The following is a 22,931-nucleotide window of genomic DNA, read 5'->3' as shown; positions in this document are numbered from 1 at the left end:
GGCCTCCTTTCACGCCCGGCGGCGCGCCAGATGCGCGCACACGGCGGTGATCATGATCTGACTGGAACGCGCCCCAGGGTCGATATGACCGCGCGAGCGTTCGCCCAGAAACGATGCCCTCCCTTTGGTCGCAAGCATATCGCGGGTGGCGAGCATGTTCTGCTCGGCCACCTGCGGCAATTCCTCCAGCACTGTTTTTCGCAACGTAGGTGATTCGATAGTCGCAAGCTCCTTAAAACGCGCGGCAACGGGAATCAGCACGTCCATCATGGTCTTGCTGCCTACGCCCGTCTTACCCCGGTGTCCGACCGCTTCGACGCCCGCCGCGAACATGAGCGCGGTGTCCGCAACATTCTGCGGATTGTTCGCCGATGATTTCGCCATCCCGTTCAGCAGCGAAAAGAACAGCGGCCCGGATGATCCGCCGACCGTCGACAGCACCTTGTTCGCCGCGAGTTCCAACGCGGCTCCCAAGGCTTCCGCTTCGATATCCGCACGCACTGCAAGCAAGGCCTCCATGCCGCGCAGCAGATTGAAGATGTGATCGCCATCGCCGATCTGCTGGTCGAGTACGGCGATTTCGTCCGTGTGTTCTTTCAGCGCTGCGTATGCGGCGTCGATACACTCCATGACCGTTTTGCCGTTCATGTCGGGATCCTCCTGCCGTCTGCACGGAAATATAAGAGGCTGCGAGCGGGCAGCGACACGACCACCGACTGCCCAGGGCTGAAATTGCGTTCGGCCATCGTGGTCGCCACAACCGCAGTTCCGGCGCGCTCCAGAATTAGCAGATGACGCAGCGGTGAGTATTCGAGCACCTTCAGGTCGAGTGCGTCGCGTGCACGATGGGTGCCGGGTGCATCACGCGCGTCGCCCTCGTGCAGCACCACGTCTTCAGGACGAATCGCCACGGTCGCGGTGCCGGTCGGCACCGCTGCTGAATCGAACAGCGTTGGTGGCAGCAGGTTGATCGGCGGCGAGCCTAGCCGTTGCGCCGCGCTCAATGAAACCGGACTACCGTAGACCTCGCGCGGCGTGCCGAGCTGCACCAGACGCCCGTGTTCAAGAATGCCGATGCGGTCGGCCAATGTGGTGGCTTCCACCTGATCGTGCGTGACATAGAGAATGGTCGCGCCAATCGTACGATGCAGCCGCTTCAGCTCGATACGCAATTCCTCACGCAGTTTTGCGTCCAGCGATGACAGCGGTTCGTCCATCAGAAACACTTTCGGCTCGCGCACAAGCGCACGCCCGATCGCGACGCGCTGCATTTCGCCGCCCGACAAATGCGTTGCCATGTTGTCGAGCTTCGCTTCCATATGCAGCATCTGCGCGACCGCATGCACGCGCGCGCGGACCTGTTGCTCGCTGCTTCGACGACGTGGCGAACGCAGCGGAAACGCAAGATTGCCGAACACAGTCAGATGCGGATACAACGAGTATTGCTGAAAGATAAACGCGACATCGCGATCGGAAGGATGCACACCGGTGGCGACCGCGCCGTCGATTAGCACGTCGCCGGCATCGGGACGTTCCAGCCCCGCGATCAGGCGCAGCGTAGTGGTTTTGCCCGCGCCGCTCGGTCCGAGCAACACGACGAATTCGCCGTCTTTCACGTCGATCGACAGGTCGTCCACCGCAACGATGTTGCCGAAGCGCTTCGATACATTGCGTAGCTGGACCTCAGCCATGACCTTCTCCGTTGACAGAAAGCGTGGAAGCAGCGCCCGGCAGCAGGCGTTCTGTAGCGGCGTCATAAAGCAACGTGCGTTCTTTCCGAAACGACAGACCGACGATCGTGCCCGCGGCAACACCATCGTCTTTGCTTGCCCGCACGCGCACGACGCCGAGCGCGGTTTCAACCGCCAATACCTGGTGCGAGCCGAGGTATTCGTCGGCGATCACCTGACCGCGCAGCGGACCGTGCTCGTCGATCACGACGTGCTCTGGTCTGATTCCCAGTAACACGCGCGCGGCAGCGGCATCGCAACGCGGCACAGACACCGCCGCGCCATGCAGACTCACCTGCTCCTGCCCCGCCATAACCGCCTCGTCAACGGGCAAGAAATTCATAGGCGGACTGCCTATGAAGTTGCCGACGAACACTGTCGCGGGGAAGTGATAAATCTCATGGGGCGAGCCCGCCTGCAACACTTCACCCTGATTCATCACGACGATATCGTCCGCCATGGCCATCGCCTCACTCTGATCGTGTGTGACGTACACCGTGGTGGCGGCGAGCGCGTTGTGCAGTTTGCGCAATTCCAGGCACATCAGTTCCCGAAAGTCCGCATCGAGCGTGCCGAGCGGTTCGTCCATCAAGAATGCTTTCGGTTGCCGCACGATCGCGCGGCCGAGCGCCACGCGTTGCCGGTCGCCACCGGACAGGCCGCCAGTCTTACGATCGAGAATGTTCTCGATGCGCAGCATATGCGCCGCTGCATTGACCCGGGCGGCAATCTCGCTGCGTGACACGTGTTCGTTCTTCAGCGGAAACGCGATGTTATTGCGCACCGTCATATGTGGATACAACGCAAACATCTGGAACACGAAGGCAATATCGCGTTGCCGCGCGCGCAATGCGGTGACGTCCTCACCATCGATCAGGATCTGCCCGGAAGTCGGTAGCTCCAGCCCCGCAATCATCCGCAGCGTTGTGGTCTTGCCGCAGCCTGACGGTCCGAGCAGCACGACGAAGCGTCCCGCGCCGATGGTCAGGCTGGTGTCGCGCACCGCGACAAAATCGTCGAAGCGCTTGTGAAGATGAGCGAGAACGATCGTCGACATGATTCAGTCAGGAAAGTGGCTGGTGACGACGAACGCGAGCGCGCCCACCAGAAGGACCGGAAACGACCAGGTGAAAAGCGCCAACGAAAACGGCTGCACGAGCATGGCCACACCTAAGCCGATCAGTACCGTCGACGCACCCTCGCTGTAGCTGCGACGTAACAGCCAGCGGTGCGGCGGAATGACTTCGTGTTTCATTTGCGCACGGCTCCGAAGGTGATGCCCCGCAACAGATGCTTGCGCAGCAGAACGGTGAAGAAGAGGATTGGCAGCACGAATAATGTTGTTGCAGCTGCAACGGCCGGCCAGTCCTGACCGCCTTCTCCGATGATGAATGGAATGAATGGCGGCATGGTCTGCGCCTCGCCGCTTGTCAGCAGCGAAGCAAATGCGTATTCGTTCCATGCAAAGATCAGGCAAAAGATCGCTGTAGCGGCAATGCCCGTCATCGCTTGCGGCAATACCACCTTCACGAAGGCCTGCAAACGCGTGTAGCCGTCCACCAGCGCAGCTTCTTCATACTCGCGCGGGATCTCATCCATGAAACCTTTGAGCAGCCACACCGCTAGCGAGACATTCACCGCCGTGTACAGCACAATCATGCCGACATAGCTGTCGCTCAAGCCCAGCGCGCGATACATCAGGTAGATCGGAATGGCGACTGCGATGGGCGGCATCATCCGTGTCGAGAGAATGAAGAACATCAGATCGTCGGACAGCGGAACCTTGAAACGCGAAAACGCGTATGCCGCCAGCGTGCCGAGAAATACCGCAAGAAACGTCGAACCGAATCCAATGACAAGCGAATTCATGAAGCGCGGCAAAACCTTCGAAGGTCCGGCGATCACCATGTTGCGCTTGCGCACCTCCCGCTCATACCAGGTCCGCGCAGGCGGCAGGCTCGCAATGAACTCAGGTGTCTGCCGCGAGCGGATCGTGAACAGGTTCACATAGCCTTCCATGGAAGGCTGAAACAGCACGACGGGCGGATACGCGATCGCATCTTCCTGCGTCTTGAAGCTCGTCAGGAAGATCCAGACCATCGGTAACGTAGCAATCAGCGCATATGCGATAACGACCGCAGCCGCGAAGCGCTTGGCGCGCGGAGATGACGCCACCACGGAATGTTGTGTCGTAGTCGGTCTCATCGCTGTTTGATCCGGTTAAGTGCCTTCACGTAAATATTCGCCGCACCGAATACCGTCACGAACAGGATGATTGCGAGCGCGGACGAATAACCTGTCTGCCACTTTTCGAAAGCCGCACGCTTGAGCGTGATCGATACCGTTTCGGTAACCGAGCCCGGACCGCCCGATGTCAGCAGGTTCACCATATCGAACATCTTGAAGTTTTCGATGCCGCGAAACAATACCGCCAGCATCAGGAACGGCATGGTCATGGGCAACGTGATCGACCAGAACTGACGCCACGGCGTCGCGCGGTCCACTTCCGCCGCTTCGTAGATATAGTCGGGAATTGAACGCAGGCCCGCCAGGCAGATGAGCATGACGTACGGTGTCCACATCCACGTATCGACCATCACAATGGTCCACGGCGCGAGCGCCACGTCGCCGATCATCTGGAACGACCCCGGCGCGATGCCAGTGAAGAAGCTGACGATATCGTTGAAAAGGCCCGTCTGCGGTTGCAGCAGAAACGTCCAGAAGTTGCCCACTACAGCAGGCGAGAGCATCATCGGCAGCAGGATTAATGTGGTCCAGAAGCTATGTCCGCGGAACTGCCGGTTGATCAGCAATGCAAGACCGAAACCCAGCAACACCTCCAACCCGACCGACCAGAACACGAAATGCGCGGTCACCTGCATCGCGTACCAGATATCTTCGTCGGTCAGGATGTCGACATAATTGTCGATACCGACAAAACGCGCCGGCACGCTCGGCATGTTCGACTTGAAGTTGGTGAACGACAGTCGAAGCGCCCAGATCAACGGGAAGATGTTGATCGCGAGCAGCAGCAGAATGGTCGGAAGAATGAAGATCCACGCGATGGCCCGATCCGACAGGCCGCTTAGCCGCTTCGCGATGCGCGTTGACGCTCCCGCTTCGAGACTCGTGGGAGAAAAAGGCTTATCTGCCAACATGCCTGGCTCCTTCAAGCGGACCAGAGACAGGCCGTTCAGCCGTCGCCGGTCCAGTCAAGTCCAGCTAAAAGCTAATACTTCCCTTCTTGCTTAAAGACCTTGGTCCAGTCTTTCACCAGCAGATCCAACGCATCTTTGGCCGTGCCCTTATCGGCCACGACGTAGTCGTGCACACGCTTCTGCATGTCGAGCAACAGTTCGGCATAAGCGGGCTCTGCCCAGAAGTCTTTGACGATTGCCATCGACTTCAGGAAGGCGGGTGCGAACGGCGCGCTCTTCGGAAAGTCCGGTGCGTCGACCACTGATTTGGCCGCCGAATAGCCGCCCAGTTGCCACCATTTCTTCTGCACGTCAGGTTGCGCAAACCACTTGATATATTCGAGCGCGTCTTCTTTATGGTCCGAGTACGAGACGACCGAGATGCCCTGCCCGCCCAACTGCGTGTATTGCTTCAGCTCACGCGGATTGACGAAAAAGCCGATCTTGTCGCCACCGACATTCGGGTCTTTATAAAGCCCTGGAAAGAACGCAAACCAGTTCATCTGCATCGCCACCTGACCCGACTTGAACGCGTCGAGCCCTTCCTGCATGTAGGCGTTGGTCATGCCCGGCGCCGTGCAGCACTTATAGAGCGCCTTATAGTATTCGAGCCCCTTCACCGCGCCTGGCGAATTCACGAAACCATCGAGGTGATAGGGCTTCTTGGGATCCTGATACTCGAAGCCGAAGTTGTACATGGCGTTGGTCACGCCCATCGTGATCCCCTCGGAGCCACGCTCCGTGAAGATATACACGCCATAGACCGTCTTGCCGTCGATCTTGCGGCCCTGAAAGAATTGCGCAGTCTGCTTGAGTTCATCGAGCGTGGTGGGCGGCGCGAGCTCACGGTTGTATTTCTGCTTGAATTCTGCGCGTAGCTCCGGGCGCGCGAACCAGTCCTTGCGGTAAGTCCATCCGACCGCGTCAGCCATCGCAGGTAAGGCCCAATAGTTCGGCGTATTCTTTGGCCACTCCGAATATCCCACCACCGTTGCCGGCACGAAGTCGTCCATAGAAATCTTGTTCTTGGTAAAGAAGTCGTTGAGCTTGACGTAATGCCCATTGACTGCCGCACCGCCGATCCACTGACTGTCGCCAATGATCAGATCACATAGCTTGCCGTGCGAATTGAGTTCATTGATGAAGCGGTCGGCATAACTGGTCCACGGCACGAACTCGAACTTCATTTTGATGCCGGTCTTGGAAGTGAAATCCTTCGACAATTCGACCAGTGCATTGGCCGGATCCCATGCCGCCCAGCAGAGTGTCAACTGCTTGTCCTGTGCCTGCGCGCCCGTTGCAATGCCGAGCCCCAGCGATATGAGGGTTGCCGCCACTACCCTCGCTGACGTTAGACGTAACATGTCTCTTCTCCTTGTCTTTCTCGGGTCTCCAACCTGATGATATTCAGCGCCCATGCGCCGGGCACCGTATTTCGGCTCTGGCAGATCAGAAGTCGATCCGCGTGTCGCGAGCGTCAGGCATGCGCATTCTCACGAAGATAAATCCGGGTTTCCGGCGTGGGGATGGCAAGCGCCCCCCGGACGTCGTTAAGAAAATTGATCGCGGCGAGCCCGGCCCAATGAACAATGCCGCGCACATCCTGATCGAGTATCACGTCGATCGCACGTTCCGACAGTTGGGTGCGGGTCTCCGCAGTGCATTCGTGGCCGATCAGGACTAAGTGAACCTTGTCACCGGACTCCTGCAATGCCGCTGCAATGCCGGAGATGCCGCCGCCCGTCACATACACGCCGACCAGGTCCGCATGGCGCGCACTTAAGCCCTGTACGGCAAGACCGGCGCCATCGTCGTCTTCGGCGAAGTCCGGTTCGGCGATCCAGCGCAGGTTGCGGAAGTCCTCCTCCAGCACTTGCGAAAAGCCGGTGCGCCGTTCCACCTGATCATGCAGACGCGACGATCCCGATAGCACGGCAACAGTGCCGAGTTTCGCGCAAAGGAAGCGCCCCATCAGTAGTCCTGCCGTGCGTCCGGCAATCCTGTTGTCGACACCCACATACGCGGCGCGCCGACTCGCGGGTAAATCGGAGAACACTGTGACGACCGGCACGTGAGCGTCGCTCATCTCTTCGATGAAACGCTCAACCCACGGATAGTCGAGAGGTGCGAGAACCAGCGCGTCGTAGTCGATCACTTCAGCGGCGAACGCCGCGGTCTCGCGTTGGCTGGAAAAATCGCAGCGGTAAAACGAAGGGGTTATGCGGTGCTCGCGAAAGAAGCTGGCTGACAGTGCAATATCGCGCTCGACGTAATCGAGGAAGCGAGAGTTCACTTGCGGCAGCACGAACGCGACTCGGAATGAGCTGACCTTTGCCGGCCGGCCGCGGCTCGCCCGCTCATCACGCAGATTTGCGAGTGCAAGATGCACGCGTTCAGCAGTTTCCGGACGCACAGCCTGATCGTCGCGCAGGACACGATCGACCGTGGCCACGCTGACGCCAGCCCGACGCGCAATCATCGTACGAGTAGCCGGCATGGGTCTCCTCCGGTGCCGAGCAAAGGATTGTTTTGTTTTACTGAAGGTAGTTTTTTCTAGAAAAAATGCAAGCTTTTTCTCCAAGGAAAAAGCGTCATTGTTTTGATGAACAGACTGGCCCCTAATAGGGCCCGCAAGCAAACGGACGGCGCTGCGGGCCCGAAGATCTCGAATCGTTGGGGAGAGTCGATGGCGTGCGGCGGCCTGACTACGGTCCGCGGTTTGTAGTTGATCTCAGCAGGCGTACAAGACGCTTGGACGGTGACGTGAACGAGGAATTTGAAGTTATCGTTTACTGCGTCGAAAGTAATGACTTCAAGGAGATTGGGGATGATGTCGGGCGGCGAGCAAGCTTGAATCAATTGTGAAGTGTTCGCGTGTGCTTTTGGCCGCGCTATCGAGTACGGCACTCTGCGCATGGGTCGGGACGTGACTCACCGACGAAGCGCACGCCCCCTCGATCACCGCGCCGCGATATCAAGCTCGTCCTCGAGTTGATGCGGCCGCGTCAAGTCGCGGTTGCCGTAACTCATGACGATTTCAACCGAGTGCCCTCGACGACACTGTCGGCCCAACCGGGACTCGGAAAAACGAGGAACAGAAAAGGCATGCTGCATCGGATCGGTAACAGAAGTTTCATAGGTTTGCGGCCATTCGATCATCAATCTCATTTCCGTCTCTGCGTCGCGCGTCCGGTTGTTTGCAGTTGCAGGCTTTCGGTGATTCGATGAGTGTCTGCGATCGAAAAGTTCGAAACGCCTAAGGCGCACCGCGATCACTTCAAATGGCTGCTGCGCCAGTCACGCGGCGTGACGCCAAAGCGTGAGCTAAACCAGTTGGTGAAGGAACCTTGCTGTGAATAGCGCAGCAGTGCTGAGACCCGCCCGATGGGATAGCGTGGGTTGCTCATATAGCGCACGGCAAGTTCGCCCCTGACCTCCTCCACCAGACGCGAAAAGCTGGTATGCGCCAGTTCAAGCTGGCGCTGCATGGTGCGAACGCTCAGACGCAAATGGGCGGCAACCCGCTCGACGGTGGCCTGCTCGAGCGGCAGCAGCAGGTAAATCGCCTTGCGCACTTCCAGCGGCATTGAATCGGCACCCGTCACGTTGAGTGAATCGGCGAGGCTCTCGGCATATCGCACCAGTTCCGGGTCAGCGGCGGAATTCGGGTAGTCGAGATCGGCGGCCGCGCACACGAAGCCGTTGAGTCGCTGCCGAATTCCAACGGACACCCGAAGAGGTTCTGTTGCAATAGCGGAGGCTGGTATGCTGCGGGACCTTACAGAATGATGTGAACGACAATGAAAGCGCTGAGTCCGGCGGTATCGGTTTGATTGATCGAGGCCTCATCTCGCGTCAGGATCTCCTTCGGAGTCAAAATGACGTAATCGCCATTGGCGACAGGCAGCTCGAAATAATTGGCCTGCCATCGGTAAGAAGGGGAGTGCTCGACTGACGAGCGATGCGAGTTGACGGTTCCTCACAAGCAAACATCTGCTCGGGGCCCCAAATCGACTTTAACGACGCTTTGGCGAGTGGTAGCTATGGCCGAATCGCGGACGACCATCTGCGGGACATCTCGTCGCTCATATCGAATCACATCGGTTCGCAAGGGTCCGGGCCTGTAGGCTCCGATGAGTGTCGGACAGCCCGAGCAACTATCTGAATTGTTATATGAGCCCAATGACGTGGGCGCCCACTGCTTTGGAGCGGCACACATGAAAACTGGATCACGCTCAACAGACAACCTTGTCGCTTGACCAGACACCAGAAAGCAGAAAGCCCTCACTCGGAGGGCTTTCATTCTCACTACCGTTTCCAGACTTTATTGCACTGCCTAGTTCGGATTTTCCAATCTTTATTGCACTTTCCAAACTATATTGTCACGGAACACCGGCAACCTCACGCGAAGTTCTTCGACGCGAATTCCCAGTTGACGATGTTCCAGTATGCTTCGACGAACTTCGGACGCGCATTGCGGTAATCGATGTAGTAAGCGTGTTCCCACACGTCGATCGTCAGCAGTGCCTTGGCATCCGTGGTCAGCGGCGTTGCGGCGTTGCTCGTGGACACCAGGTCGAGCGAACCGTCGGCCTTCTTCACCAGCCATGCCCAGCCCGAGCCGAAGGTGCCGACCGCGGTCTTGGCGAACTCTTCCTTGAACTTGTCGAACGAACCCCACTTGGCGTTGATCGCGTCAGCGAGCGCGCCGGTCGGTGCACCGCCACCTTGCGGCGACAGGCTGTTCCAGAAGAACGTGTGGTTCCACACCTGAGCTGCGTTGTTGAACACGCCGCCCGATGCCTTCTTGACGATTTCCTCGAGCGACAGGTTCTCGAACTCCGTGCCCTTGATCAGATTGTTCAGGTTGGTCACATAGGTCTGGTGATGCTTGCCGTAGTGATATTCGAGCGTCTCTTCCGACATGTGCGGAACGAGTGCGTTTTTCGCGAACGGCAGCGGCGGGAGCGTATGTTCCATGGTGCTTTCCTTCTGTCTGTATCTGTTGTGGGGGAGTCTGCGGATAACGCTTTAGAGCACTCGATTGTAGGCGAGTTGGAATAACCCCGCAAACCAACGGACTTTATGCCCGGCATCGGTGAACATGCCGCACATGCAGCGTAAATAGTGCTTCCTCGCAGCGTGTGCCCGGCCCTCGCAACAGTCAAAAGTACGGCAGCTCATGCCGTCGGCGAAGTGTCAGAAACCGTCGGTCAGGCGCGGCTGCACATCGGCCAGCGCGATGTCCGCGGCGCCTTCCGCGAGATGCACCGTGAGGCGCCGTCCCGGCTTCAACGACGACGGCGCGCGCACCGCCCGCCCGCTCTGGGCATCGAGCACGGCGGCATAACCACGCTCAAGCGTACGCTGCGGACTCAGCACCTCGAGACGCGCGGCGAGCGTGTCGATGCGTGCGGTCTGACGTTCATGCTGGCGTAACAAAGCCGCGTCCAGACGTTGCGAGAGATTACCGAGTTTCGCCTGATGCCCGGCGAGGTCCGGACGCCAACGCTGCCAGCGCATCTGCAGCAGCGAAAACCGCGCTCGTGCGTCACGCACCGGACGCGCGCCGGCCGACGCGAGCCGCACGCTCAGTTGCTGCAGATGCGTGCGTTGCCGCGCGAGCCGCTCGACCGGCGATACCAGACGGCGCGCGAGCCAGTCGAGTTGCTGGGCGCGCCGCTCCATCATGCGACCGAAGCCGCGCGCGAGCGTCGCGTGGCGATGATCCAACTCGCGCAACAGCAGCACGCGCTGCGGACTGACGAGTTCGGCGGCGCCAGTGGGCGTCGGCGCGCGCACGTCCGCGGCAAAGTCGGCGATCGTGAAATCGGTTTCGTGGCCCACGCCGCTCACCACGGGAATCGCGCTTTCCGCGATCGCGCGCGCCAGCACTTCTTCGTTGAACGCCCACAGGTCTTCGATCGAGCCGCCGCCGCGGCACACGATCAGCACATCGACTTCGCGCCGCGCGTTGGCGGCGTCGACCATCGCGGCAAGCTTGCCGCTCACACCCACGCCCTGCACGGGCGCCGGATAGACAATTACCGGAATGTGCGGCGCGCGCCGCGACAGCGTGGTCAGGACGTCGCGCAACGCCGCGGCCTGCAACGACGTCACGATGCCGATCGCTCGCGGGTGCGTCGGCAACGCGCGTTTTCGCTCGGCGGCAAAGAGACCCTCCGCTTCGAGCTGCGCTTTCAGCCGGAGGAACGCCTCATAGAGACGCCCCTGTCCAGTGCGCCGCACCGCTTCCACATTCAGTTGCAGCTCGCCGCGCGGCTCGTACATCGTCACCAGGGCGCGCACTTCGATGCGATCGCCTTCGCGCGGCGTGAATTCGGCGTATTGCGCCCGCCCGCGGAACATCACGCAACGCATCTGCGCTTGCGCGTCCTTGATCGAGAAATACCAATGGCCGCTCGCGGCGCGCGTGAAGTTCGACACTTCGCCGGCGACCCAGACAAGCGGAAACGAACGTTCGAGCATCGTGCCGATCGCGCGATTGAGCGCCGAAACGGGAACGACGACCTCACCGCCGGGCGTCGCCGACGAGGAAAAAGGACTTTCGGGATTCATGCGAGGAATATGTGTGGCTGGCCGGACAGACGATAGACCGACCGGCCATCCGCGTCCAGCGCGGCGCTCGAATTGTTAAAAGTGTCCACATGGCGGGACCCGCCAGACGGATCCCGCCAGATTGCCCACGCCGCCGCATGATTTTTAGGCATGTCGTTGATTTATATGGTGTTTACATCTCGCTAAAGAGAATGATTGCCGATACCGGGCGCGCGGAACGGCCTTCTTCGCCCATCGGACGGCAGGTTCTCCACAAAGTTATCCACAGGCTCACAGCAACACCGGAAGCGCCGTTTCGTCGCGCGGCGCATGGCGCACGACTTGCCGTTCAGGACGCCCGCGCGCTAGAGTGGCGGGTTCGACGGCATGCCGAACGTCCCGCGGCGTCCAGCATTGGGGCACACTGCGCAAGTGCGCCGGTTGCCGCCCTGCTTCATTTTTTGCCTCACTTTCGATAGTCCGGAGAACCGCGTTGATGCTTGCCCCGCGTATTGCGCCTAGCTCCTTCACGCCGCCGTCCCGGCGCCTTCCCGCGAGCGGCGCGCCGCTCGTCTCCGCGACGTGCCCATGAGCGAAGTGAGCAACCGTCTCGAAGCACGCCTCGCGCGCGAATGGCAACAGCGCGGCCCGCTCGCCTGGGCGCTGTCGCCGCTCGCCGGCGTGTTCGGCGCGATCGCCGCCGCGCGCCGCGCCGCCTTTTCGTTCGGCTGGTTGAAATCGGTGCGCATTGGCGTGCCCGTGGTGGTGGTCGGCAATGTGACCGTCGGCGGCACCGGCAAGACGCCGACCGTGATCGCGCTGGTCGAGGCGTTGCGCGCAGCGGGCTTCAAACCCGGCGTGGTGTCGCGCGGCTACGGCGCGCGCGTGAAGACGCCGACGCGGGTCACGTCCACCTCGGCGGCGAGTGTCGGCGGCGACGAGCCGCTCCTGATCGCGCGGCGCACCGGTGCGCCGGTGTGGGTCTGTCCGGATCGCGTGGCCGCCGCGCAGGCGCTGTGCGCCGCGCATCGCGAAGTCGACGTGATCGTGAGCGACGACGGCTTGCAGCATTACCGGCTTAAGCGCGACGCCGAACTGGTGGTTTTCGATCACCGGCTCGGCGGCAACGGCTTCCTGCTGCCGGCTGGCCCGCTGCGCGAGCCGCTGTCGCGCCGCCGCGACGCGACGCTCATCAACGATCCGTACGCGCGCACGCTGCCGGCGTGGCCGAACACCTTCGCGCTACAGCTCGCGCCCGCCGACGCGTGGCATCTGGACAATCCCGCGTTGCGCCGGCCGCTCGCGCAATTCAGCGGCGATCGCGTGCTGGCCGCGGCCGGCATCGGCGCGCCGGAGCGCTTTTTCGCGACGCTGCGCGCCGCCGGTCTCACACCCGCCACCCGCGCGCTGCCGGATCACTACGCGTTCGAGCGCAATCCATTTACCGATGTGGACGCCGACGCCATCCTGATAACGGAAAAGGATGCGGTAAAATTAGGGTCCTGGCACGACGCGCGCATCTGGGTTGTCCCGGTCGAAGCCGCGCTCGATCATCGCCTCATTGCATTAGTTGTGGAGAAAGTCCGTGGACGCTCGCCTGCTTGAAATTCTCGTCTGCCCAATCTGCAAGGGCCCGCTCAGCTACGACCGCGCAGCACAGGAGCTGATCTGCAACGCGGACAAGCTGGCCTATCCGATTCGCGACGGCATTCCCGTCATGCTCGTCGACGAAGCGCGGCAGACCGTGGAAGGCACGCCGGTCGATCTGAATCCGGGCTCCGTGGCCTGAGTGAGACCGCGCTCGCACGGGGCGGCCGCCGTAGAGGCGTCCCTCGTGTTGCGGTCCGTGTCCGTCGTCTTGCCCGTCCGCGGCCGCGCTGCATGCGCGGCTGCTTTCTTCCGGCTTCATCGCCGCCCGTCTTTGCGCTTGCCCTGCCGATGACCCACGCCAACACCACCACTCCCCCGTTCATCGCCGTCGTGCCGGCCCGGCTCGCCTCGACGCGTCTGCCCAACAAGCCGCTCGCCGACATCGGCGGCAAGCCGATGGTGGTGCGGGTCGCTGAACGCGCGCGCGAATCGGGCGCGCAGCAGGTGCTGGTCGCCTCGGACGCGCAAGCGGTGCTCGACGCCGCCCGCGATCACGGCTTCGAAGCGGTGTTGACGCGCGCGGACCATCCGTCCGGCACGGACCGTCTCGCGGAAGTCGCGGCGCAGTTCGGCTGGAGCGACGACACGATCGTGGTCAACGTGCAGGGCGACGAACCGCTGATCGATCCGGCGCTGGTGTGCGGCGTTGCGTCGCACCTTGCGGCGAGCCACGGCTGCGCGATCGCCACCGCCGCGCACCCGATCAACGACCCCGCCGAAATTTTCAACCCGAACGTCGTCAAGGTGGTGCTCGACGCACGCGGCGTCGCGCTGTACTTTTCGCGCGCGCCGATTCCGTGGGCACGCGACGCCTATCAGCCGCACTGGCCCGATGTCGCGTCGATGCCCGTGCCGCCCGCGCCCGCGGTAGTTCATCGGCATATCGGCTTGTATGCCTATCGCGCGCAATTCCTGCGCACGTATCCCAGCCTCGCGATCTCGCCGATCGAACAGGTCGAAGCGCTCGAACAACTGCGCGCAATGTGGCACGGCGAGCGCATCGCGGTGCTCGTCACGCACGACGTGCCGCTGCCCGGCGTGGACACGCCCGCCGATCTCGCGCGCGTGCAGGCTTTATTCGGGTCTTGAGCGGAAAAACCCATGGCATAATCGGGCGGTTGTGCGCGCCTCCCGCTACACGCGAGAGTCAGGGTTTGCCCGGTCGCGCCGTCGCCGTCTTGCAGCGCCGTCGTCTTCGATGTGCAGCGCGAGACCTGGAACGGCAGCCGATGCGGGTCCCCTCGACGCATCGTGGGATGTCCGCAGCGCCACCAAAGAATTCACATAGATCTGGAGATATCACATGCGTTTGATCCTTTTGGGTGCGCCCGGCGCGGGCAAGGGCACTCAGGCAAACTTCATCAAGGAAAAGTTCGGCATTCCGCAAATTTCCACCGGCGACATGCTGCGTGCGGCCGTCAAGGCAGGCACGCCGCTCGGCCTCGAAGCCAAACGCTTCATGGATGCCGGCGAACTGGTCACGGACGAACTGATCATCAACTTGGTGAAAGAGCGGCTGCAGCAGCCGGACTGCGCGAACGGCTATCTGTTCGACGGTTTCCCGCGCACCATTCCGCAAGCTGAAGCCATGAAGCAGGCCGGCGTCCCGATCGACTACGTGCTGGAAATCGACGTGCCGTTCGACGAGATCATCGTGCGCATGAGTGGCCGCCGCTCGCACGCGGCGTCGGGCCGTACGTATCACGTCAAGTTCAATCCGCCGAAGGTCGAAGGCGTGGACGACGTGACCGGCGAACCGCTGATCCAGCGCGACGACGACAAGGAAGAAACCGTCAAGAAGCGCCTGGAAGTGTACGAGGCGCAAACCAAGCCGCTGATCGAGTACTACAACACCTGGGCGAAGAATGGCGATTCGTCGACCCCGTTGACCGCGCCGCAGTATCGACGCATTTCGGGCCTCGGCAGCGTCGACGAAATTCGCGACCGCGCGTTCGAGGCGTTGAAGTAAGCTCGTTTGCGTCTGTGGTTGCTTCAGGAGAAGACCCGCCCTTGCCGGCGGGTTTTTTTATGCAACGCCCGGCTCGAGTGCCGTCTGGTTTCGCTATTTATCCGCGTTCAATATTAATTAGCCATCCGTAACGGTTTGCTCTGCCTAAGCCCTTCCAAGGCGTAAGAATCACGCTCCTGCCCGCTTCACTTTCCGCATTGCAGCATAGCCGTTACAATCGATCATCGAAAAGATATTCGATCTAGACATTACTGAACCGTAGCAAAGGAGAAGACATGGAGATTCGTGACAACGTTTTCCTGATCACCGGTGGTGCATCGGGTCTGGGCGCAGCCACGGCGCGCCTGTTCGTCGAAAACGGCGGCAAGGTCGTGCTCGCCGACCTGAATGTGGATGCCGGCGAGGCGCTCGCGAAGGAACTCGGCGGCGTGTTCGTCAAGTGCGACGTGAGCCGTGAAGACGACGCTACCCAGGCCGTCGAAGCGGCCACCAAGCTCGGCACGCTGCGCGGCCTCGTCAATTGCGCGGGCGTCGCGCCTGCTGTCAAAACGGTCGGCAAGGACGGCCCGCATCCGCTCGACTCGTTCGCGCGCACCGTCTCGATCAATCTGATCGGTACCTTCAACATGATCCGGCTCGCCGCCGCGGCCATGTCGAAGAACGAACCGAACGCCAATGGCGAGCGCGGCGTGATCATCAACACGGCGTCGGTGGCCGCGTTTGACGGCCAGATCGGCCAGGCGGCTTATGCGGCATCCAAGGCCGGCGTGGCCGGCATGACGCTGCCCATCGCACGCGACCTGTCGCGCAACGCGATCCGCGTGATGACGATCGCACCGGGCATTTTCGAAACGCCCATGCTGCTCGGCATGCCGCAGGAAGTGCAGGACGCCCTCGGCGCGATGGTGCCGTTCCCGCCGCGTCTCGGCAAACCGGCGGAGTACGCAATGCTCGCCAAGCAAATCTTCGACAATCCGATGCTCAACGGCGAAGTGATTCGTCTGGACGGCGCGATTCGGATGCAGCCGAAGTAAGCCTGCATGCGGCGTGCGGTTTCGTATAGCCCGCGCCAATGAAAAACGCCTGCACAGAAACCTGTGCAGGCGTTTTGTTTTCGGTGGTTCTGGTCCGCGGGGCCGCTGGTCTATTCGCGGTCGTCGTGCTGGGTGCGCTGACGCAGTTCGTGCAATTGCGACTCCACTACGGTCGCGTCCTCGGCATCCGGCCGGTCGCCGAGATAGCGCTCCAAGTCTTCGAGCGCGGGCCGCAGATAATCGAGCCGCGCATAAGCGAAGCCGCGATCGCGCACTTCCTCGATACTTTCCGGCAGCAGGATCACGAGACGCTGCTGCACCGCGAGCAAACGCTGCCAGCGTTCCGTCTGAAGATACGTGGACTTCAGATTGCGCAGCATACGCGCGATGATCTCGCGCCGCGTGGCCGGTTGCAGCAGCATGCGCAGCGCCCTGCTCACCGATTCGCCCGCCGACGCCACATATGGCTCCAGCATCTCCACCATCTCCGATTCGGACAGCGAGTGTCCGCTGGTCGGATCGAGCATGACGTCGCCGTCGGGCGTCGTCACGCGTAACAGGAAGTGGCCAGGAAACGACACGCCGCGCGCCGGAACGCCGATCTGTTCGGCCATTTCCAGATACAACACCGCCAGCGAAATCGGAATGCCGCGGCGACGTTTGAGCACCGCATTCAGGTGACTGTTGTCGGGGTCGTAATAGTCGTTGAGATTGCTGGCGAAACCCAGCTCGCGAAAGAAGAACCGGTTCAGAATGCCGACCTTCTGCTTGATGTCGGCGTCGTCCGGCATGCGCCGCTGCAGGCGCAGCACCAACTCGTCGATCTCGGCGAGCGTGCCTTGTAGATCGAGATCGGGATAGGCGTCCTGCGCGAGCGAGAGCGCCGCCTCGGTCAGCGGAAGACTGTCGTCTTCGGCGACGAGCGTGCTGAAATAGTCGAGAACTCGCGTCATCGTGATCACTTCACTCGCCTTTTGAAATACGCGTACTTGAAGCCCATCAGCCAAAGCATACCGAAATATAGCGCGGCGAACAGAACGAGGCACGCTGCGAGCAACACCATGCGATCGACCGGGCGGCTGTGCATGCCGATCCAGTCGAAGCTGATGGCCAGCCAGTGCATCGTGCCGGCCAGCACCAGACAGGCGCCGAACAACTGCACGAAAAATTTGAGCCAGCCGCTCGACGGCGTATAGATGCCGCGCTTGCGCAGCCCAAGAAACAGCAGCAGCGCATTACCGCAAGCACCGAGCCCGACGCTCAGCGTCAAACCGGCATGCGCGAAAATCGGCACGAACAGGTAGTTGCTCAACTGCGTAAGGATCAGCACGCCGACACCGATCTTCACCGGCGTCTTGATGTCCTGCTTCGCGTAGAAACCCGGCGCGAGGATCTTGATGAGAATCAGGCCGATCAGGCCGACGCCATACGCCGACAGTGCGCGGGCAACCATCACCACGGAATTGCCGTCGAACTTGCCGTAGTGGAACAGCGTGGCCGTCAGCGGCTGCGCGAAGAAAAACAGCGCGACGGCGCTCGGCGCGGCCAGCAGAAAGGTGACACGCAAGCCCCAGTCGAGCAGCGACGAATATTCGTGCGGATCGGCATCGACGTGCGCTTTGGAAAGACTCGGCAGCAGGATCGTGCCGAGCGCGACGCCCAGCAGCGCGGTCGGAAACTCCATCAGCCGGTCGGCGTAATTGATCCACGACACGGCGCCCGGGCCGATGCGCGATGCGATATTCGTGTTGATGATCAGGCTGATCTGCGCGACCGAGACGGCGAACATCGCGGGCACCATCTTGGACAGCACGCGCTTGACGCCGCGATGCGCGAGCGCCTTCACCGGGTTCAGGCCGATGCGCGGAATCATGTCGATCTTCTTCAGACCCGGCAACTGCACGATGAATTGCAGCACGCCGCCGGCGATCACCGCCCACGCGAGCGCATAGACCGGCGTTTGCAGACGCGGCGCGACGAACACCGCGGCGACGATGAACGCGACGTTCAGCAGAACCGGCGCGAACGCGGGCAGCGAGAAGTTCTTGTACGTATTCAGCACGCCCGACGCCAGCGACGTCAGCGAAATGAAAATGATGTACGGGAACATGATGCGCGTCATGGTGACCGCGAGGGCGTAGGCCTGACCTTCGTGCGCGAGGCCCGAGGCGACGATGAACACCACGCCCGACGCGCCCACCACGCCGATCAGCGAAAGGACCGCGAGCGCCCAGGCGAGCACCGTCGACGTGGCGTCGACCAGCGCCTTGGTGGCGTCGTGGCCTTGCTGGTTCTTGAACTCGGCGAGAATCGGCACGAAGGCCTGCGAGAACGCGCCTTCGGCGGAAATGCGGCGCAGCAGGTTCGGAATGCGGAAGGCGACGTAAAACGCGTCAGTGTATTGACTGGCACCGAACGCGCGTGCGATCAGCGTTTCGCGGGCCAGTCCGGTCACGCGCGACAGCAGCGTGAAGCCGCTGACCGTCAGCAGGGCTCGGAATAGATTCATGGGGCGCTTATTATACGGGTGCCGCGAGTGCGGACGATGAGCCGGAACGCGATTCGGACCGATTTGCCGCGCGGACGTTCGATCCGATGGGTGGATCGGCGCGTTTTTTGCGGCCCGGACGCGCGGCCTTGGGCCCGCTGGACACGGCCCGCGCCTGCCTTGTGCCCGGGGCGCGACACGCTCGCCCATATGCGCCGTCGACTGGGCGCCGGACTTTACGCAACAGGGCGGCCCAGTGTCGTAGTGCTTTCCCGTTGCCACGTGCCTGATTTTGTTGCTATAATCGCCGGTTTCGACGCTCGCTCAATTTTCGGACGGGGTTCAGGTCGCTTAAACGCTAACCGCGCGCCATCTGCCAGCACCCTTGAGTAGCCCGAAAACACGGCCTGCCTTCGCGTAGTCCGATCGATTTTTTTCGACACTTTTGCGCTCTTGGGCAATCGCTTCCAAGAGTTCGATCTAAAAGCAGCACCTCACCACTTGAAGGTCAGGTACTGGAAACAGGAACAGGATAAGGAACCGTCATGGCTAACTCCGCACAAGCACGCAAGCGCGCCCGCCAGGCCGCCAAGGCAAACTCGCACAACTCGGCACTGCGCTCGAAGTTCCGCACGGCTATCAAGGCTGTCCGCAAGGCGATCGACGCCGGCGACAAGGCTAAGGCCGCTGAAATCTTCCAGGCATCGTCGAAGACCATCGACATCATTGCCGACAAGAACATCGTCCACAAGAACAAGGCTGCTCGCCATAAGAGCCGTCTCGCTGCAGCCATCAAGGGTCTGCAAGCGTCCGCAGCACAGTAATTCCGGTCGGCCCGCTTCGGTGGGCTACCTCCTGTTTCCGCTGCACAGAAAGGCCCGCCTCGGCGGGCTTTTTTGCTTCAGACTGACAGATCCGCACTGCATCGCGCAGTTCGTCGCCCACATGACTGACGGACTGCCCATAAAAAAACCCGCTGCCAGCGGGTTTTTGCTTTTGCTTTTGCCTTTGCCTTTGCCGATCCGGCAGGCTCGCGCTAGATCACGTGCCTTTTCTCTTGCGGCGTGGCGTGCTCCAGTTGCAACTCGCACGCCTCCGTCACGACGAGGTCGTTGTCTTTCGCGAAGTTGAGGACGAAGTCGAAAGCCATGGGTTCGATGTCGCGCAACCGCGAATCGAGAATCACGCACTTGAGGTCGCCGATCATGGTCGGCCGGACATACACCGAGTACTGCATGTAGGCGTTCGGCCCCTTCCTTGCGCCGGGGCCGAAACAGGCCATGACGCCTGCGAGCCGCTCCGACCAGTCGCTCGGCCGAAACTTTTTTCCCGTCGACGTGATGCCCTGAATGAAATATTCGGTTGGAGCTGCTTCGGCCATGTAGGAATACCTGTGTGACTGCCCAGCGGGACGACGGGAAAGCGGACGGCGAAACGGCTCTGAATTGCCGGGGACTCGCCGAGCGTGCCGCGATGGCGAACCGCACCACCAGAAACCGCGAAGAGCCGGCGAAGCCGCCTTGGCGCCCGTCATGACGGCGCACCGCGAGAAGGTTGTACCGAACCGAGCGAGCCGTGTCCCACAAGCGGAATACCGGCCTGCTGGGCTTTGGGATAACCCGTGGATTATAGCGCAGCGGACCTTTTTCCGCACCGCACACAAGACATGTCTGAGCGTTCCAGGAGGGCTCCGCGAGGCTTTCAGACAGCTTTCCCAGCCTTTTGGCCGACTCGTCAAATCGGGCGAAATCCTTTATGCTGCTTTGAGTTACCACAAACGACGGCGGCGCCGTCCGGCAATCCTGCCGGGTGAGACCGCCGTATTTGTTTCATGACCGCCAAGAAAATTCGCCACTACCTGCAGTTCAAGGATTTCTCGCTGGAAGACTACGAGTACGTGCTGGAACGCGCGCGCATTCTGAAACGCAAATTCAAGAACTACGAGACTTACCATCCGCTGCACGATCGCACGCTGGCGATGATCTTCGAAAAAAATTCGACGCGCACGCGCCTGTCGTTCGAAGCCGGCATCTTCCAGTTGGGCGGCCACGCCGTCTTCATGAGCACGCGTGACACGCAACTCGGCCGCGGCGAGCCGATTGAAGACGCAGCGCAAGTGATCTCGCGCATGGTCGACATCATCATGATCCGCACGTTCGGCCAGGACATCCTCCAGCGCTTTTCCGAGAATTCGCGCGTGCCGGTGATCAACGGGCTGACCAACGAATATCACCCGTGTCAGGTGCTGGCGGACATCTTCACGTACTTCGAGCATCGCGGGCCGATTCGCGGCAAGACGGTCGCATGGGTCGGCGACGCCAACAACATGCTGTACACGTGGATCGAAGCCGCGCAGATTCTCGGCTTCAAGCTGCGCCTGTCCACGCCGCCGGGCTACAAGCTCGACCGCGCCATGGTCGCCGCCGAGAGCGCGCCGTTCTACGAAGAATTCGACGATCCGAACGAGGCCTGCTCCGGCGCCGACCTGGTGACCACCGACGTCTGGACCAGCATGGGCTTCGAGGCCGAAAACGAAGCGCGCAAGAAAGCCTTCGCCGACTGGTGCGTCGACGCCGACATGATGGCGCGCGCCAATGCCGATGCGCTCTTCATGCACTGCCTGCCCGCCCACCGCGGCGAGGAGGTCAGCGCGGAAGTGATCGACGGCCCGCAAAGCGTTGTGTGGGACGAGGCGGAAAATCGTCTCCACGTGCAAAAGGCCTTGATGGAATACCTGCTGCTCGGCAAGCTGAATCACTGAGCGAACCGCTGTTCAGCACGTTGAGCAGCATCTGCGTGAAGCGCGACGGGGCCTTGAATACGAGGCAAGGCATCCACGTTTAGCGCCACGCATCGAGCCGGCGTCCACGGCGGTAGGCGGACCCGGCTTCAGCATCGCACTGTCCCAAAAACGCGGGCAGCCGGCGGTTTAGTGTCAAAATAGTGGTTTTCCGCGCTCCGGGACCGCCGGCGCGCCTTGTTTTCCCGCTTTCTCCAGCTACGAGTTCACCATGAGCGATATCAAGAAAGTCGTGCTCGCCTATTCGGGCGGCCTCGACACCTCCGTCATCCTGAAGTGGTTGCAGGACAACTACGACGCCGAAGTCGTCACGTTCACGGCCGACATCGGCCAGGGCGAAGAGCTGGAACCGGCGCGCAAGAAAGCCCTGCAACTCGGCATCAAGCAGGAAAACATCTTTATCGAAGACCTGCGCGAAGAATTCGTGCGTGACTTCGTGTTCCCGATGTTCCGCGCCAACACGATCTATGAAGGCGAGTACCTGCTGGGCACGTCGATCGCGCGTCCGCTGATCGCCAAGCGTCAGATCGAAATCGCCCGCGCCAGCGGCGCACAGGCGGTGTCGCACGGCGCAACCGGCAAGGGTAATGACCAGGTTCGCTTCGAACTCGGTTACTACGCGCTGGAACCGGGCATCAAGGTGATCGCACCGTGGCGTGAATGGGATCTGCTGTCGCGCGAAAAGCTGCTCGCGTACGCGGAAAAGGCCGGCATTCCAATCGAAATGAAGCACAAGCAAGGCGGCGCGCCGTATTCGATGGACGCGAACCTGCTGCACATCTCGTTCGAAGGTCGCCACCTGGAAGACCCGAAGGCGGAAGCCGAGGCCGACATGTGGCGTTGGACCGTGTCGCCGGAACAGGCGCCGGACCAGGCTGAATACATCGACATCGAATACGAGCACGGCGATCCGGTCGCGATCAACGGCAAGCGTCTGTCGGCTGCGGAAATGCTCACCGAGTTGAACCGTCTGGGCGGCAAGCACGGCATCGGCCGTCTGGATCTGGTGGAAAACCGTTACGTCGGCATGAAGTCGCGCGGCTGCTATGAAACGCCGGGCGGCACGATCATGCTGAAGGCGCACCGCGGCATCGAGTCGATCACGCTCGACCGTGAAGTGGCTCACCTGAAAGACGATTTGATGGCTCGTTATGCTTCGCTGATTTATAACGGCTACTGGTGGAGCCCGGAGCGTCGCGCGATTCAGGTGCTGATCGACCATACGCAAGAGAAGGTCAACGGCTGGGTGCGTGTGAAGCTGTACAAGGGCAGCGTGTCGGTTGTCGCGCGCGATTCGAAGGAAACGCTGTTCGACAAGACGATCGCCACGTTCGACGATGACGGCGGCGCTTACAACCAGGCCGACGCTGGCGGGTTCATCAAGCTGAATGCGCTGCGTATGCGGATTGCGGAGAATGCGCGTCGTCAGCGCGGCTGATGAGGTGCTTCGGTGAAGGCTAACTTCGCGCAAACGAGTTAAGCGCCGCAAGGCGCGGCCATCGCCA

Annotated in this window: 22 protein-coding genes and 2 pseudogenes; 8 read left to right on the top strand and 16 right to left on the bottom strand. The window is 61.2% G+C overall.

Annotated features, from left to right (window positions below; translation table 11 throughout):
- Positions 1–9: 9 nt before the first annotated feature.
- The 13 genes and pseudogenes from dhaL to xseA all read right to left on the bottom strand — a co-directional run bounded on the left by dhaL (position 10) and on the right by xseA (position 11,506).
- A complete protein-coding gene (dhaL, locus tag PQR42_RS10305) occupies positions 10–648 on the bottom strand; it encodes a dihydroxyacetone kinase subunit DhaL (protein ID WP_408391403.1) in 639 nt (212 codons plus the stop codon).
- Positions 645–1,691 carry an ABC transporter ATP-binding protein gene (locus PQR42_RS10300; RefSeq protein ID WP_408220696.1) on the bottom strand — a complete coding sequence of 349 codons (1,047 nt, stop codon included), beginning with the start codon at positions 1,689–1,691 and terminating at the stop codon, positions 645–647. The genes dhaL and PQR42_RS10300 overlap by 4 nt, the downstream gene beginning before the upstream one ends.
- Entirely contained in the window at positions 1,684–2,787 is a 1,104-nt protein-coding gene (locus tag PQR42_RS10295; protein ID WP_408391401.1) for an ABC transporter ATP-binding protein, read from the bottom strand. Before PQR42_RS10295 ends, PQR42_RS10300 begins: the two co-directional genes overlap by 8 nt.
- Positions 2,788–2,790: 3 nt before the next feature.
- Positions 2,791–2,985 (bottom strand): hypothetical protein, encoded by a 195-nt coding sequence (locus PQR42_RS10290; protein ID WP_408220692.1) that lies wholly within the window; start codon positions 2,983–2,985, stop codon positions 2,791–2,793.
- The gene (locus tag PQR42_RS10285; protein WP_408391399.1) at positions 2,982–3,935 is read right to left on the bottom strand and encodes a carbohydrate ABC transporter permease; all 954 of its coding nucleotides are present in this window, start codon (positions 3,933–3,935) and stop codon (positions 2,982–2,984) included. The genes PQR42_RS10290 and PQR42_RS10285 overlap by 4 nt, the downstream gene beginning before the upstream one ends.
- Complete coding sequence (locus PQR42_RS10280; protein ID WP_408391397.1) at positions 3,932–4,888, bottom strand: carbohydrate ABC transporter permease; 957 nt, start codon at positions 4,886–4,888, stop codon at positions 3,932–3,934. Before PQR42_RS10280 ends, PQR42_RS10285 begins: the two co-directional genes overlap by 4 nt.
- Before the next feature lie 71 nt (positions 4,889–4,959).
- Positions 4,960–6,291, bottom strand: a complete 1,332-nt coding sequence (locus PQR42_RS10275) for an ABC transporter substrate-binding protein (protein WP_408391395.1) — start codon at positions 6,289–6,291, stop codon at positions 4,960–4,962.
- A 113-nt stretch (positions 6,292–6,404) separates the two neighbouring features.
- On the bottom strand, positions 6,405–7,424 hold the full coding sequence (locus PQR42_RS10270; protein WP_408391454.1) for a LacI family DNA-binding transcriptional regulator: 1,020 nt from the start codon (positions 7,422–7,424) through the stop codon (positions 6,405–6,407).
- Positions 7,425–7,885: 461 nt separating this feature from the next.
- Positions 7,886–8,095 (bottom strand): hypothetical protein, encoded by a 210-nt coding sequence (locus tag PQR42_RS10265; protein ID WP_408493628.1) that lies wholly within the window; start codon positions 8,093–8,095, stop codon positions 7,886–7,888.
- 104 nt (positions 8,096–8,199) lie between these two features.
- Positions 8,200–8,672: pseudogene (locus PQR42_RS10260) on the bottom strand (helix-turn-helix transcriptional regulator); the annotation flags it as partial.
- A gap of 33 nt (positions 8,673–8,705) precedes the next feature.
- Positions 8,706–8,855, bottom strand: a pseudogene (locus PQR42_RS45830) (hypothetical protein); the annotation flags it as partial.
- Positions 8,856–9,328: 473 nt separating this feature from the next.
- Positions 9,329–9,907 (bottom strand): superoxide dismutase [Fe], encoded by a 579-nt coding sequence (gene sodB, locus PQR42_RS10255; protein WP_408220684.1) that lies wholly within the window; start codon positions 9,905–9,907, stop codon positions 9,329–9,331.
- Between the two features lie 219 nt (positions 9,908–10,126).
- Complete coding sequence (xseA, locus tag PQR42_RS10250) at positions 10,127–11,506, bottom strand: exodeoxyribonuclease VII large subunit (RefSeq protein ID WP_408220682.1); 1,380 nt, start codon at positions 11,504–11,506, stop codon at positions 10,127–10,129.
- A gap of 567 nt (positions 11,507–12,073) precedes the next feature.
- Here xseA and lpxK point away from each other — a divergent pair.
- The 5 genes from lpxK (at position 12,074) to PQR42_RS10225 (ending at position 16,138) form a co-directional block, all read left to right on the top strand.
- Positions 12,074–13,090, top strand: a complete 1,017-nt coding sequence (lpxK, locus tag PQR42_RS10245) for a tetraacyldisaccharide 4'-kinase (protein WP_408391393.1) — start codon at positions 12,074–12,076, stop codon at positions 13,088–13,090.
- Positions 13,071–13,274, top strand: coding sequence for a Trm112 family protein (locus PQR42_RS10240; RefSeq protein WP_007180583.1), 204 nt, complete (start codon positions 13,071–13,073; stop codon positions 13,272–13,274). Before lpxK ends, PQR42_RS10240 begins: the two co-directional genes overlap by 20 nt.
- Before the next feature lie 149 nt (positions 13,275–13,423).
- The gene (kdsB, locus tag PQR42_RS10235) at positions 13,424–14,224 is read left to right on the top strand and encodes a 3-deoxy-manno-octulosonate cytidylyltransferase (RefSeq protein ID WP_408391391.1); all 801 of its coding nucleotides are present in this window, start codon (positions 13,424–13,426) and stop codon (positions 14,222–14,224) included.
- Between the two features lie 214 nt (positions 14,225–14,438).
- Positions 14,439–15,104 carry an adenylate kinase gene (adk, locus tag PQR42_RS10230; protein WP_134457969.1) on the top strand — a complete coding sequence of 222 codons (666 nt, stop codon included), beginning with the start codon at positions 14,439–14,441 and terminating at the stop codon, positions 15,102–15,104.
- A gap of 275 nt (positions 15,105–15,379) precedes the next feature.
- Positions 15,380–16,138: a 3-hydroxyacyl-CoA dehydrogenase gene (locus tag PQR42_RS10225; protein WP_408391389.1), complete on the top strand. Its 759-nt coding sequence runs from the start codon at positions 15,380–15,382 to the stop codon at positions 16,136–16,138.
- Positions 16,139–16,248: 110 nt separating this feature from the next.
- Here PQR42_RS10225 and PQR42_RS10220 read toward each other — a convergent pair whose 3' ends face one another.
- On the bottom strand, positions 16,249–17,091 hold the full coding sequence (locus PQR42_RS10220; RefSeq protein WP_408220674.1) for a SirB1 family protein: 843 nt from the start codon (positions 17,089–17,091) through the stop codon (positions 16,249–16,251).
- A gap of 5 nt (positions 17,092–17,096) precedes the next feature.
- Complete coding sequence (gene murJ, locus PQR42_RS10215) at positions 17,097–18,647, bottom strand: murein biosynthesis integral membrane protein MurJ (RefSeq protein WP_408220672.1); 1,551 nt, start codon at positions 18,645–18,647, stop codon at positions 17,097–17,099.
- Between the two features lie 524 nt (positions 18,648–19,171).
- On the opposite strand from murJ, the gene rpsT reads away from it, so the two are divergent.
- Positions 19,172–19,450: a 30S ribosomal protein S20 gene (rpsT, locus tag PQR42_RS10210; protein ID WP_012434165.1), complete on the top strand. Its 279-nt coding sequence runs from the start codon at positions 19,172–19,174 to the stop codon at positions 19,448–19,450.
- Positions 19,451–19,662: 212 nt separating this feature from the next.
- Here rpsT and PQR42_RS10205 read toward each other — a convergent pair whose 3' ends face one another.
- Positions 19,663–20,007: a DUF3579 domain-containing protein gene (locus PQR42_RS10205; protein WP_408220670.1), complete on the bottom strand. Its 345-nt coding sequence runs from the start codon at positions 20,005–20,007 to the stop codon at positions 19,663–19,665.
- Between the two features lie 450 nt (positions 20,008–20,457).
- On the opposite strand from PQR42_RS10205, the gene argF reads away from it, so the two are divergent.
- Both argF and PQR42_RS10195 read left to right on the top strand, forming a co-directional pair.
- Positions 20,458–21,387, top strand: a complete 930-nt coding sequence (gene argF / locus PQR42_RS10200) for an ornithine carbamoyltransferase (protein WP_132373351.1) — start codon at positions 20,458–20,460, stop codon at positions 21,385–21,387.
- A 250-nt stretch (positions 21,388–21,637) separates the two neighbouring features.
- Positions 21,638–22,864, top strand: a complete 1,227-nt coding sequence (locus PQR42_RS10195) for an argininosuccinate synthase (RefSeq protein ID WP_408220666.1) — start codon at positions 21,638–21,640, stop codon at positions 22,862–22,864.
- Positions 22,865–22,931: the final 67 nt, after the last annotated feature.

The sequence above is a fragment of the Paraburkholderia sediminicola genome (genome assembly GCF_046027355.1).
GTDB lineage: Bacteria > Pseudomonadota > Gammaproteobacteria > Burkholderiales > Burkholderiaceae > Paraburkholderia > Paraburkholderia sediminicola_B.
The sequence above is the reverse complement of the archived record's forward strand: the minus strand, read 5'-3'. Positions and strand labels throughout refer to the sequence as shown.